The 13864-nt window shown below is 46.5% G+C and carries 10 protein-coding genes; 9 read left to right on the top strand and 1 reads right to left on the bottom strand.

Translation table 11 applies throughout. The annotated features are described in order from the left end of the window. The first annotated feature begins 18 nt into the window (after nucleotides 1-18). From pgmB to C400_RS0100650, 7 genes are all read left to right on the top strand, one after another. Nucleotides 19-684: a beta-phosphoglucomutase gene (pgmB, locus tag C400_RS0100680; RefSeq protein ID WP_017425635.1), complete on the top strand. Its 666-nt coding sequence runs from the start codon at nucleotides 19-21 to the stop codon at nucleotides 682-684. A gap of 165 nt (nucleotides 685-849) precedes the next feature. Further along, nucleotides 850-2328: a spore germination protein gene (locus C400_RS0100675; protein WP_017425634.1), complete on the top strand. Its 1479-nt coding sequence runs from the start codon at nucleotides 850-852 to the stop codon at nucleotides 2326-2328. A 4-nt stretch (nucleotides 2329-2332) separates the two neighbouring features. Next, complete coding sequence (locus C400_RS0100670; protein ID WP_017425633.1) at nucleotides 2333-3487, top strand: Ger(x)C family spore germination protein; 1155 nt, start codon at nucleotides 2333-2335, stop codon at nucleotides 3485-3487. Between the two features lie 17 nt (nucleotides 3488-3504). After that, a complete protein-coding gene (locus C400_RS0100665; RefSeq protein WP_232795290.1) occupies nucleotides 3505-4605 on the top strand; it encodes a GerAB/ArcD/ProY family transporter in 1101 nt (366 codons plus the stop codon). 201 nt (nucleotides 4606-4806) lie between these two features. Then, entirely contained in the window at nucleotides 4807-6462 is a 1656-nt protein-coding gene (locus C400_RS0100660) for an SWIM zinc finger family protein (protein ID WP_017425631.1), read from the top strand. Continuing rightward, nucleotides 6459-9422 carry a DEAD/DEAH box helicase gene (locus tag C400_RS0100655; RefSeq protein ID WP_017425630.1) on the top strand — a complete coding sequence of 988 codons (2964 nt, stop codon included), beginning with the start codon at nucleotides 6459-6461 and terminating at the stop codon, nucleotides 9420-9422. The genes C400_RS0100660 and C400_RS0100655 overlap by 4 nt, the downstream gene beginning before the upstream one ends. Before the next feature lie 112 nt (nucleotides 9423-9534). Continuing rightward, nucleotides 9535-9879 (top strand): hypothetical protein, encoded by a 345-nt coding sequence (locus C400_RS0100650; protein ID WP_016820169.1) that lies wholly within the window; start codon nucleotides 9535-9537, stop codon nucleotides 9877-9879. 92 nt (nucleotides 9880-9971) lie between these two features. On the opposite strand, the gene C400_RS0100645 is transcribed toward C400_RS0100650, so the two are convergent. Continuing rightward, nucleotides 9972-12065: a pectate lyase family protein gene (locus C400_RS0100645; RefSeq protein WP_017425629.1), complete on the bottom strand. Its 2094-nt coding sequence runs from the start codon at nucleotides 12063-12065 to the stop codon at nucleotides 9972-9974. A 343-nt stretch (nucleotides 12066-12408) separates the two neighbouring features. Between C400_RS0100645 and C400_RS0100640 the strand changes: the two genes are divergently transcribed. Both C400_RS0100640 and udk read left to right on the top strand, forming a co-directional pair. Beyond that, on the top strand, nucleotides 12409-12930 hold the full coding sequence (locus C400_RS0100640; protein ID WP_017425628.1) for a ClbS/DfsB family four-helix bundle protein: 522 nt from the start codon (nucleotides 12409-12411) through the stop codon (nucleotides 12928-12930). A gap of 75 nt (nucleotides 12931-13005) precedes the next feature. Further along, a complete protein-coding gene (gene udk, locus C400_RS0100635) occupies nucleotides 13006-13641 on the top strand; it encodes a uridine kinase (RefSeq protein ID WP_013368919.1) in 636 nt (211 codons plus the stop codon). The last annotated feature ends 223 nt before the right edge of the window (nucleotides 13642-13864 follow it).

The raw sequence follows: 13864 nt of genomic DNA, 5'->3' as shown, positions 1-13864 counted from the left end.
CAGACAGGGGGAAAGCATATGAAAGCAGTTATTTTTGATCTGGACGGAGTCATTACAGATACGGCTGAATATCATTTTCAGGCATGGGGCAGCTTGGCGGCAGCGCTCAGCATCCCTTTTGATCGGGAATTTAATGAACAGTTAAAAGGAATCAGCCGTACGGAATCACTCGAAAAAATACTAGTGCGTGGTAACCTGTCCGATACGTTATCAGAAGAAGGCAAGCAAGAACTGGCCATGCAAAAAAACACCGAGTATCAGCGGCTTATCTCAGCTTTAACTCCCGCAGACGTTCTTCCCGGTATTAAAGCGCTTCTGAAGGAGCTTCGTGAAGCCCGAATCGGCATCGCGCTCGCCTCTGCGAGCAAAAATGCAGCGTTTATACTGGATCGGCTGGAGCTAGCACACTATTTTGACAGTGTGGTGGATGTTACGGCCATTCGGAATGGCAAGCCTGACCCAGAAATTTTCCTCGCCGGAGCTGCGAATTTGGGCGTTCAGCCTGCCGATTGTATCGGCATAGAAGACGCACAGGCCGGCATTCAGGCGATCAAGGGCGCCGGGATGTTCGCGGTCGGTGTAGGAACGCCTTCGCAAATGCAAGGTGCGGATATCGTGGTAGCCACTACAGCCGAGCTTTCTTTGAGTATGCTGGAGGAACATTTTTACGAGTTCAAAAAATGATCTCATTCTGATTAAGTTCATATGACGTTATGTATGACTAGAGACGAACACCATTAGGTGTTCGTTTTTTTCTTGTACTGTACAAAAGGATTCATGAATATTTATCACTATTTTACACATATTACATGCATATCATGCTTAAGTTTTTTGAAGGGGGAAACGTCATTGGCAAGACCACTCAAGGCGAAATTGGACCATCTAAAAAAGACCCTGGGTCATCTTCCTGATGTCGTCTTCAAAAAAATGAATGTAGGCCAAACGGGAATTCATGTCATTATGATCTATCTCTCCGGTATTGCGGATACAAGTATGATTAACGAACAAATCGTCAAGCCGCTCATTTTAACTGGAGTCCGTGAAAACCACTCCCCAGTTAATCCTGAGAAAATAAAGGAGGAGTTGATACAGCAGACAGCATTTACGATCGATATGACAGAAGGGACAGACCTTGAGACGTGTGTAAGCAAAGTATTATCGGGATATACTTGTCTGCTGATCGAAGGAACGGATGATGTTTTTTTTGCTTCTACAGGCAAATTTCCTTCGCGAAGTGTTGATGAACCCAGCACCGAAACTTTGGTTAGAGGACCAAGGGAAGGTTTTATTGAGGATTTGGAAAGTAACCTGGCAATGGTTAGAAGGCACATCAAAGATATTAGTTTCAGAATAGACAAAATAACCATTGGAAGGAGATCCTCCCGTAAATTAGCAATCTTGTACATATCGGATATCACAAATCCGGAGCTAGTTCAGGAAGTGAAGCGAAGAGTCAAAACGATTGATGTGGATGATGCTTCTGATACCGGGGTTATTGAGCAATGGATCGAGGAACATCCATGGTCTCCGTTTCCCCAGATTCAAGCCTCTGAACGCTCGGATAAAGCGATAACGGCCTTAATGTCAGGGAGGGTTGTCATTATGCTAGATGGCACCCCTTTTGTCCTAATTGCTCCCATGACCTTCTGGATGCTGGCTCAATCCCCAGAGGATTATTATGAGCGTTTTCCTTTAGGAACATTTTTCCGTATGCTTCGTTTAATGGCGTTGTTCATTGCAACATTCCTGCCTTCGTTGTACGTTGCACTCATTTCTTTCCATCCTGGATTAATCCCGCCTGAGCTGGTCATATCTATCGTTGCCTCAAGGGAGGGAATCCCTTTTCCCGTTTTTGTGGAGGCTTTAATTATGGAAGTGGCATTGGAAATATTGCGTGAGGCAAGTCTGCGGCTACCCAAAGGGATAGGACAGGTCATCGGTATTGTAGGCGGTCTTGTTATTGGACAAGCAGCTGTCGAGGCGGCGGTTGTAAGTGCTTTTCTGATTATTGTTGTTGGTCTTACTGCCATTGCGTCCTTTGCAAGCCCGCAGTACAGCGGCAGTATCGGAATCCGGCTTCTTCGTTTTCCCATTATGATGATCGCAGGGGTTTATGGGCTGTATGGAGTAATTTTAGCCTTTATTTTTTTAGGCGTACACATGGTCCAGATCAAAAGCTTTGGAGTTCCTTACATGTCACCCCTGGCCCCTGTTCGGCTAAGAGATCAACAAGACACCTTGATACGGGTTCCTTTTAAATACCTCAGAAAGCGTCCGATCATGCTAAAAACACAGGACGAAACACATTCTAACAGGAAAAGGAAGTAAACCTATGATTTCTTACGCCTTTCTGTTTCGTCGCACCCTCTGGGTGCAAAAATGCTTTGCCGCATGGATCGTGTGTGCTCTCCTCACCGGTTGTTGGGATAGCAGAGAGATCGATAACTTGAGTATTATTCAAGGTGTCGCCATTGATATGGATCAGCAGGATATGCTGGAACTTACCTACCAGCACTTAATCGCGCAGAAATCCAAAAAAAATATGTACAGCAACGTAACAACCTTTAACAAGGATTCCATCCAGTCTGCTTCCAGGGAACAGGCCAAGCAGGTATCCCGTGCTCCTTTATATAGTTTTATTCGCCTGATTTTGATTAGTGACCAAGCTATACAAAAAAGAAGAATCGACCAGTTGTTAGATACGTTTACTCGCTCCTATAAACCAAGTCGAAAATCACTTGTTATGATCATAAAAGGCAATGCAAAAGAAGCGCTCAATAAGATCGGTAAACATCAAGAGATCCCTTCTATTGACCTTGAAGCAATGGCTAAAAACAGCAATTTAAACTCAAAAATACCTTATAGAATAACATTAGGGGAAATTTCTACGCATATCTCACAAGGAGCTGACTTCATCGTTCAAGGCATAGAAACCAATGGAGGCAACCACTTCTCTGGCGCAGCTCTGGTCAGCGGCAAAACGAAGAAATTTGCTTATTGGCTGGACGAAGAGGATGTCATCGGAATCAACTGGATGCTGGGAAAAACGAAGGGCTCAATTATTAGAATTGAGGACTCAAAAACGAAACAACACATGGTCTTTGAAGTTGAGGATGTCCATAGAAAACTTATTCCCCACCTCAATGGACAGGATCTCTCATTCACAGTTCGTATTAAAGCAGATATCAAATTAAACGAAAATTCGGTTGATTTTGAGGACTTCTTGAAGGAATCGTTCATCCGAACCGCTACACAAGAGGCACAGGATGAAATCAAACATACCGTATCCCAATCGCTAAACACACTCCAGAAAGAAATGAGAGCAGATGTGGTCGGTTTTGGCACAAAAGTAAAAGTGAACTATCCCGCTTACTGGGATCAGGTAAAGGAAAATTGGCAAGATACATTCAGTCAAATACCAATCGATGTTAAGGCTAAAGTACAGATCGAGCGAACTGGTGCTTATACAAAAGGAGAGGGTGAATAATGTCTAATATACCTTCCATGAAAAAGGAAAAAATATCCACCCTGCAAGCCTTATTTACCGTCACTTCGACCGTGTATGCTGTGGGTATTGTCAGCTTACCAAGAACCATTGCGGAGAAGACGCACACGCCCGACGTGTGGCAGGGACTTTTGCTGGCAACTCTGCTTGGAATCGTTGTCATTTTTATCCATGTTAAATTGTGCCATAGATTCCCAGGGAAGACGTTCTATGAGTTCAATCCTGTGATTGCAGGTAAATTCATCGGCTTTCTGATCAATATCGCATTTATTGTGTTTTGCACGATGATCTGCTCTCTTGTATGTAGAATGATGGCGGAATTCCTCAAAGGTCTTGCACTGGAGAGAACCCCAATAAGCATGATTCTCTTGCCGTTTCTTCTGCTTATTGGGTATTTGACCTGGGGCGGTCTCCATGCAATGGTTCGATTGATCGAGCTTTTTTTTCCTTTAACCTTTATTGTTTTTTTATTGTTGATCATTCTTAATATCAACCATTTTAATCTTGATAATTTGCGCCCTGTTTTCCATAAAGGTTGGCGTCCGATCTTTGAATCACTTAAAGTTATACCTTTCTCTACAATGGGTTTTGAATCGATCCTTATATTAACTAATGTGATGACCCACCCACAAAAAGCATGGAAGGCTGGGTGGATTGGCTACTCGATTGCAATGGGTTTGTATATTTTAATGGTAACGATGGTCATTGGCTGTATGTCAGTAGAAGAAGTTTCCCGATTGCAGTGGCCCGTCGTTTCTTTTGCACAGCAAATTGAATTCCCCGGTGCGTTCCTGGAACGATTTGAAATATTATTTATTATTTTGTGGACGATCAAAATCTTCATGACCGCCTCAAATTATTATTTCTATATTGTTACTGGAATCAGCCAGCTCACCCAAAAGTGGAACAAGTATATCTGTTATCTCCCGTTAATTATATTATTTTGCCTGAGCATGTATCCCCAAAATTTTATTGAAATAGGCAACTTCGATAAAATAATAGGTTATGTTGGAATTGTTGTATGTGCAGCAGTACCTTCAGTGCTTCTTGTCATCTCTATGGTCTTCCATCGAACAGAGAGTCCGGATGGGAAACAGTAGAGGATACTTCCTCCTCGTTCTTGCCAATGCCCCCCTTATGCTATAGCGTAAGGGGTTTTACTTTTTAGACAGCGGTTATTCCTCGAAATTTTCCAACTGCCCCCTCCACTCAATTACATTCGTGAACTGATATAATGGAAGAGTTAAGCTACTATTAGATCAATATCAGATCAACTATTCTCTCTTAGGAGACTATTGCATATGAAACCAACCTATCTTATGGATGATATACAGTGGCAGCAGCTCATTCAAAACGTGGCTGACCATTTTAATGATGTGACAATCAAACGAGGTTTTCAGTACTTTAAGCAGGGAAAGGTCAAAGAATTCGTAATGCCTAATGCTGACCATATCGCGGCTGTCGTGGACGGGAACGAGCTCTATGAAGTGGATCTTCACTTGAGCGCTTTTGCTGCCAGCAGATGTACATGCCCTGTTCGCACCAACTGCAAGCATATGATCGCTGTATTACTGAATTACGCGAATGAACAGGAACGTTCGGTACACGCATTAGTGAACGCTCATTCGGCGGGATTTGCACGGTTGGCTACAAAAGCAGACACCCGTACCACACCTGCTTTCCGGTCGAACCCTTCGCCGGATCACAAGGAAGCAACAAGAGATGCTCTCCGTAAAAAAGCAAGCAACCTACCGGACATGCCCGTTTCCGAATGGCATGATCTGTTCGATCAGTGTATCGCCCTTAATCATGTGCACACTCAAAATTCCCAATATGTGCAAAGTGCTTTAGCTTCGATCTATGCTGTGAAGCCGCCGCTCTCACCCGGTATGCAGCAGCTATATGGACTGCATGCCCATCTGCGTGTACTGGAGAAGCTGGTACCTCAGGCCCCCAGGACGGGTTACCCCACTCATACCTATATGGGCTACTACACACAAATTGCCGCAGATGAGCTGAAAGAGGCGATTGAGCGTGATTTTGAAAGTCCACTGGAGCTGACTGATGAACCGATGCACGAAGCCCGTATGGCAGAAACTTTAGCTTATTTGCGCCAGAAAATGCTGATAGAGTCGCGGAACGGTACTTATTTTTCAGACGCATATTATCAGTTCTGGCTGTACTGGGTGCATCCTGCAAGGCGGGACTCTAGCATATATACGGAAGAATTACAGCATTTACATGCAGCTGAAGAGGAGCGTAGTGCTACGTTGGCACGCCTTCCGTGGATGCTGGCTCGGAGCTGGATGTATGTTTACCAAGCGCAGGATCCTAAAGCCTGGGAGCTGCTACATGAGGCAGAACAAGCTTTTCCACTAAACATCTCCTCCAGCCAATTGCTATTGTTCTTACATGCGTTGCGACAGGGCGAAGATTGGATACGTCTCAAAGACGGCCTGCGACATATCGGTCCCCTGCTTCATAGTCATCGGGATGATCATTTACAGGATTATATGCATCATTGGGAGCTGGTTTTGCAACATCTCCCAGAAGCAGAGCAGGACATGTGGAACACGCTGGTGGATATGCTTCCATTTGCGGGTGGGCTGTATGAAGAGGCCCTGCTTGCTCATGAGAAATGGCGGCAATGGATCGACTATCAGCTAAGCATACGCAGTGAACCTTTAAGTTTTCGGGTGAGCGTGCTGCAACCTATTGAAAAGAATGCTCCCGAGTTGCTGCTACCCTTTTACCATCAAGCGGTAGAACGATATGTGCTGGAAAAAAACAGGGCCAGCTACAAAGCAGCCGTTAAGCTGTTAAAGCGATTGTTTAAGCTGTACAAAAAAATGAAGCAAGAAACACGCTGGGAGCTGTTCTTCACGACCTTTACCAGCCGTCACAGCCGCCTGCGTGCGCTACAGGAGGAATTGCGGAAAGGGAAATTGTTATCATGAGCCAATATACCGAAACGATTACGGTGCACATCCAATTAACTACCTATGGAGACGCGCTAATTTATGGCGATTCCTCCATGAACTATAGCATTTCCGGTCAAATGTTGAAGCAACGTTTGTTTGCTTGGCATGAGGCTTCATTTTATGGCACCGAGCTAGAGATTCAGCATGTTCAAGACACAGATATTATCGTGCTGCCCTCGGAGCAAGTGATTCCTTTTCTGGCAGAGCAGGAGTTGCTGAAGCACATCGAATGGATCTGGGACGAAGCCAATGCCCCGTGGCTTCGGCTGATCCCTCTGTTGGCTCACTGCATTGAAATGAAAGCCTATGTGCCCAGCTTCACGTCGTTCCAGGCAGGGAAGCTGCACTGGAAGTGGGATGCAGAAGCGTTGGAAAATGTCCAACCGGCAGAGCTTGCCTTGCTGGACAGCCTGGATGAGAACGAGCGCGATGGGCTGGTAGCGGCGTTCTCGGCCGCTGTATTTCAGCGCTGGTACGGCACCGAAGCGGAAGCCGCCGATTTGCGAAGAGAGTATCCGGTTCTCTTCGCTCCCCAACGCCAGGTCGCAGCAGGCCTGGATGCCCAGGCATGGCTGATCTCCATTGGCTGGAAGGCCGATACGGCGCCGTTCCGCCCGCTTCTGCAACTGCTGGAGCCAGAGCTGGAGGACGACGAGCCGTCCTGGCAGCTCAAGCTTGTGTTGCAGGACAAGCAGGACCCGGCCTTGCTGGTGCCTGTACAGCTCGCCGCTGATGGCTATGCATCCGGATCATGGCCTGATGCATGGACGGCGCATGTGCGTGAGCGCTCAGGCGGGTGGCTGGAACGCTTGACCGCTATTTTGCCCGCAGGGCAGCGTGCCGGAAGCCGTGATGACATACTGAGCCGCCCGCTCTCTGACGAAGCCGCATGGCAATTCCTGACGACCGACAGCCAGCGTCTGCTGGAAAGCGGTTGGCAGGTGCTGCTGCCAGCCTGGTGGGAGGCAGCCACCCGCAAGAAGCCAAAGCTGCGGGCCAAGGTTCGCCCAGGCGAAGGGGCGGGAGAGCGCACGAAGGGCAGCTCGCTGTTCGGACTGGACTCCATTGTCCAGTTCGATTGGCGTGTGGCCATCGGCGATGCCGATCTGAGCGAGTCGGAGTTCACCGAGCTCGTGGCTCGCAACGAGCGCTTGGTGCGCTTCCGCGGCCAATGGATCGCGCTCGACCCTGCGCTGCTGGCGCAAATCCGCCGCGCCATGGCCGGGATCGACAGCACTCAGGGATTGTCCTTTCAGGACATCCTGCAGCTGCATCTGCTTGGTAACACCGACGAGCCTGAAGGCGACGCCTCGGGCGAGCAGCCGGAGGACCCGGCACGCTTCCGACTGGAAGTAGAGCTGAACGCTCATCTACTGAAGCTGATCAGCCAGCTCGGACGGCAATCGGAATGGCCCGCTTTGGACGTACCCGATGGGCTGCAAGCCGAGCTGCGGACGTATCAGCAGGACGGGTATGCATGGCTTGCCTTTTTGCGACGCTTCGGATTGGGCGCGTGCCTAGCCGATGATATGGGACTCGGCAAAACGGTGCAGTTTATCACTTATTTACTGCACCTACAGGACATTGCCGCCGAGACGGGTGTGCACTCCAGTTCGTTGCTGATTTGCCCGACTTCGGTGTTGGGCAACTGGCAGAAGGAGCTCAGCCGCTTCGCTCCTTCCTTGAAGGTCATGCTGCACTATGGAAGCAAGCGAGAACAAGGAGACTTGTTCCGCGAAAAAGTCGAGCAAGCTGATGTCATCCTGACCTCCTTCGCTACGGCAACTCTGGACCAAGAGCTGCTGCAGAGCATGACTTGGGATTCGATCTGCCTGGATGAAGCGCAAAACATTAAAAATGCGCAAACCAAGCAATCCACAGCTGTGCGTAGCTTCCCTGCACGTCATCGTATCGCGTTGACAGGAACACCTATTGAAAATCGGCTGTCCGAGCTATGGTCTATTTATGACTTTATCAATCCAGGTTATTTGGGCAGCTCACGCGCCTTTAGCAATCGCTTCATGAATGCTATTGAAAAAGAACATAATGAGCAGCGCACGTTGGATTTGCAAAAGCTGGTTCAGCCCTTCATGCTACGGCGCAAAAAGAAGGACCCTGCGATACAGCTTGATTTGCCTGACAAGAATGAGATGAAAACGTACATTCACCTCACCTCCGAGCAGGGTGCGCTCTATGATCAGATTGTTAAAGAACTGATGGAACGGATGCAGAAGCTGGAGGGGATCGAGCGCAAAGGAGCCATTTTATCAGCCCTGACCCAGTTGAAGCAGCTTTGTGACCACCCTGCTCTCTTAACCAAGGAGGCGCTCCTGGATGCAGCAGCTTCTGATTATAGTCAGCCCGTTCTTGAAGCGGTTATTAGCCGTTCATCCAAGCTGGAGCGCATTCTGGCTATGGTCAAGGAGCTACGGGAAGAGGGCGAGCGCTGTCTTATTTTTACACAGTATATTGGTATGGGTCAGATGCTTCAGCAGGTACTCGCTCAGGAGCTTCAAGAACCCGTGCTCTATCTAAACGGCAGTACATCCAAATCTGCGCGTGACCGAATGATTGATCAATTCCAATCACATACGCTTCCCCCTGACGAGCAGCCGTCCGTGTTTATTTTATCGCTCAAGGCCGGAGGGGTGGGCCTCAATCTGACAGCTGCCAACCATGTCTTTCACTTTGATCGCTGGTGGAATCCAGCTGTGGAAAATCAAGCTACAGACCGAGCCTACCGGATGGGACAAACCAAAGATGTACAGGTTCACAAATTTATCTCGTTGGGTACGCTGGAGGAACGTATTGATGAAATGCTGGAGAGCAAGCAGCAGCTCAGTGACCAAATTATCACCAGCACCGAGGGCTGGATTACTGAGCTGTCTACAGACGCGTTAAAAGACCTCTTCACGCTACGGCGCGATTGGGCATAATGAGGTGCTAAGTTCGTTATACGCCTATTTTAAGGAAGAGTAGTTTATAGCACGGTCCAACACTCCTTTGTGTGCATTTAATATCTCATCACAACAAAGGAGTTGATTTTTAGTGGCCATTCGTCCTCCACAAACGCTGAAATCTACGGGCAGAAAGGTTCCTGTTACGAGATATCGCAATGTGAGTCCAACACAAACCCTTCGTAGATTTACAGTTATCTGGGCTAACAATGATGGTGTACCTTTTAACACGTCTGGATTTTTTGCAACACTCCGGCGTTTAGATGGAACCTTTGTGCAAGCTGCAGGCTTCGACCGCTTTGGTACTGCCCGATTCAACAGAGTCCGCACACCTACGAACCAGCCTTATATTCTGCGTACTTTTAGAGATGATGGAGTATTATTCCGCGTTAGATCCGTACCTGCTGGCGTGTCCTCATTTGTCGTTATTGGTTAAATTCGTACCGAACGCAGCCTAAACGTGTTTAACAAAAAAAGCAGTCAGAACAGAGCGCATCTGTCCTGACTGCTTTTTTTCAAACTACCTACCTACTCGGAATCTTCTTCCACTTGTACGTCTTTCGTAGCGGCTGTATTGTACACCGTTTTGAGCCAGTTCTCACTCGACCAGTTCAGCTTGCCTGCGCCCGCTCCATCCTTGGCCTGCAATTGAGCAACCAGGTTGGCAGGGTCTTCGGCTGTATAGCTGTATGGCAACGTTGTGAACCCATTCCAAGAGAAGGTCTTAGCCTTCGCTGGATAAGGAGCTAATGGGCTATTCGCAGCGTCACTGCCGCCTCTGAACACGGCACCGTTGTCCGAAAAGATAACATCCTCGGCTTTGATTTTACCTGTATAATCCGCTTTGTTAGGGTCTTTTTGATTGTTACGTACCGGAGAAAACACATCAATTAAATACGATTTTTCTAGCAGCACTGCGCCGTTTTCTGTTGAAATCGCACCATTACCCACGACGTCAAAATGATATCCTTTGGCAGCGATCGCTTTGGCCATGTCGGACGTAATTCTTTTTTTGGCTCTGGCCAATCCAGCATCATCCATAACGATGTTATATGCATGCGCATTACCACCACGCAAACGTGGCATACGGTCCTGAATATCCAGATAATAATTATGATGCAGCGTCACTTCCAAATCCGCATTGTCGCCTGCCATTTCCGTGGCACCCACCAGATGCGCTTTCTTTTGTCCTGCTGCAATATCAATGATATCTTCTTTACTCATGCCTACTGCACTGCTTCTCAAATAAGCGTACATAGGATAGGAGGACTTATCTGCTTCCATGGCATTGACTTGTTGGGTTACCCAGCTGTTGGAACTGCGGTCATCTCCTTTGAACAAGGACCAGGAAATCGTAACTCCGTTACTTCCCTTTTTCACATCTACCAGGCCATCATAGGCTTTGTTAAATGTACAATGGTCGATCCATACCTTGGAGCTTGCACCTTCGATTGTAATATAATCCCAGTCATTTTTGTCATAGTTTCCTTTGGTTGCTTCATCCCATTCCCAAAGTTCATCAAATTCAAGGTTACGGAAAATCAAATTAGAGCTTCGTTTGATGACAAAACCGGCATGCTTGATTTTCGCACCATTGGCCGAGAAGATTGTAACTCCATTCATATTCTCGATATAGACTTTGCTCACCCCTGTCTTTTTCAGAACAGGATGTGTTTGTACAGGATTGTTGGCACTAAATGGCATTGCCTTCGCAGCGCTAGGAATTTCATTCCAGCCAAGGTCCAGATCATTCATAATCTCAATCACTTTAACCTTGCTGCCTTTTTTCAATGCTTCGTTGAGATCTACAGCATTGTACACCTTTTTGTAATTGGCATCGGTATCGGCAATGTTCCCACCACCTGTATTACCATACGAAAAGCCAGTCAAATTATAATTATTTTTGGAGGTTACACCAGGCTCCACCCCAGGAGTCGGTTGTTCTGTACCCGGTGTCGGCTTCACAGGTGGTGTACTTGTACCCCCTTCTGAAGAAGCACCGGATACAATCACATTATCGAACTGAGCAACTGTTTTAGACGTTACCAGACCCATGGCTCCAGCTGTGAGGCTGGTGTCTGTTGCGGACAGCTCCAGCTGATCATTAACATACATTTTGATTTCCGGACCAGATAGCTCCAGCTTCACTCTGTACCATGTATGGGTGTCCAGTTTGTATTTTTTATTGGTAGCCAGTGTCTTCATGGAGCCTTTGACTTTTTTGCGAATCTCAAGAGCACCGCCCTTTTTGTTGTACAACGATGCTGCATAGAAGTTGTTAGAATCCGTGTATCTACCTGCCACATATACTCGATTAGAGCCATTAAAATCATTTACATATACATCTGCTTGCACACTATAATTCGTCCATGAGGTATTGCCTTTTACGGAATGGCTTTCGCTTCGACTAGATTGTTGGTATGTAGAACCATTCCCGTCCTTGACCACAGACCAGTTCCCCGAATCTGTGGACCAGCCTTGAGCTTCTCCTTGTTCAAAATCGTCACTTACCTGTACATTCTCATCAGCCTGTGCATGGCCTAATAGCGGTAATGATAAAGACAGTGCCAACGTACTGCTCAGCATTACACTTGCACATTTTTTTAACAAACTCGATTTCATATCACAATTCCCTTCTCAATTGGATTTATGAATACTAAAGCAAACGGTATATAACGTATTGATGGAGGAAATCATATCCATGCACCAATGAGGGCCCCTAATCGCTATACTCCAATAATTATAGGCACTTAAATAAATATTAAAATATGTCTAATTACTTATCTTTTGTCTTAATTTTTCTATTAATTTTTCGTTCTTTTTCGCGAACACACCAAATGATGTTTCATAAAATCACAAAAAACGAGATTTTTTTATTTTTGAATAAGACATACGGTTGTCATATTGAGAATGGTACATATAAAGGGGTGAGTATCACCAATTTCTCATGTAAAGGAGCGATTAGATGTCTAGCTACGACTACGCTTCCAAATCAGAGTTAAAAGAAGCCATTCATACCGCCTACTTACGGTTTGACGGTGAATTCCAGGACATCGACGAAAGCCACAAGGATACTCGAATCGACGAAGTAGATAAAACACCCGCAGAAATGATTGCCTACCAGCTCGGATGGCTTCATCTCGTCATGAGTTGGGACAAAGACGAACGGGAGGGAAAAACCGTTATCATGCCCGCTCCGAATTACAAGTGGAATAGACTAGGCGAACTATACCAATCATTCTACAAGACCTATTCCCACCACTCTCTATATGAATTACGCGATATGTTCAAGTTGGCTGAGCAAACGTGGCTGGATTGGGTGGACACACTCAGTCATGAAGAACTCTTCACCCAGGGCGTTCACAAGTGGACAGGCACCAATCCGAACTGGCCTATGGCGAGATGGATTCATATCAATTCCGTAGCACCGTTCAAAACATTCAGGGCCAAGATCCGGAAATGGAAGAAATACAACGTGCAACATTGATGAAAAAAAGCGTGCATTGTGCTACAATACTTGAGTTGTATCGGGATACATTTAGGGAAGGGTAAGTGAAACGCCATGCTAATTATTGGTATTGCCGGCGGTACAGGTTCCGGTAAATCGACGGTCGCACGCGCCGTCGTTGAGCGTCTGGGATCTAATAAAGTGACTTTCATATCTCAGGATAACTACTATAAAGACCATTCACATCTGAGTTATGACGAACGTGCTTTGGTCAACTATGATCATCCGTTTGCCTTTGACAACGACTTGCTGATTGAGCATCTTCAATGTCTGAAAAAAGGACAAGCAACTCAAGCGCCCGTGTATGACTTTACGGTTCATGCTCGTTCCACGGACGAGACGGTAGAGCTTCTGCCGAATCATATCGTTATGTTGGAAGGTCTGCACGTACTGTCAGACGAAAAACTCCGCAGCCTGCTTGATATTAAGGTATTTGTGGATACGGATCCAGATGTTCGCATTCTCCGTCGGGTTCTTCGCGATATTGAGGAACGCGGTCGCACCATCCATTCGATCCATGATCACTATTTAACGACGGTTAAACCGATGCACGAGGCATTTATTGAGCCTTCCAAGAAATACGCCGACCTGATCCTGCCTGAGGGAGGACATAACGAGGTTGGTATTCAACTGCTGTCTATTTTGACTGAAAAATATTTGGCAGGAGATCGGACATGGGGTACTGTATAAAGTAATCCCGGTTGTTCAGGCTGTCGAGATTTTCTCGGCAGCCTTTTTTGTCTTTTGTATGCCATTTGAACTAAATTATCTTTGGAATCACCCTGCCGTTTATGTTAGCATGTAAAGATTAAAAGCTTTAGATTTTAGTTAAAGTTGGAAGCGTTATCAACTATGTCCGTCAGATGATTAGGCCCTCGCCTTAATGGCGTCTTTTTTGAATAGATATAATTAT

The organism is Paenibacillus sp. ICGEB2008 (assembly GCF_000307675.1).
Lineage (GTDB): Bacteria > Bacillota > Bacilli > Paenibacillales > Paenibacillaceae > Paenibacillus > Paenibacillus polymyxa.
This window is presented reverse-complemented; position numbering and strand designations above follow the sequence as displayed.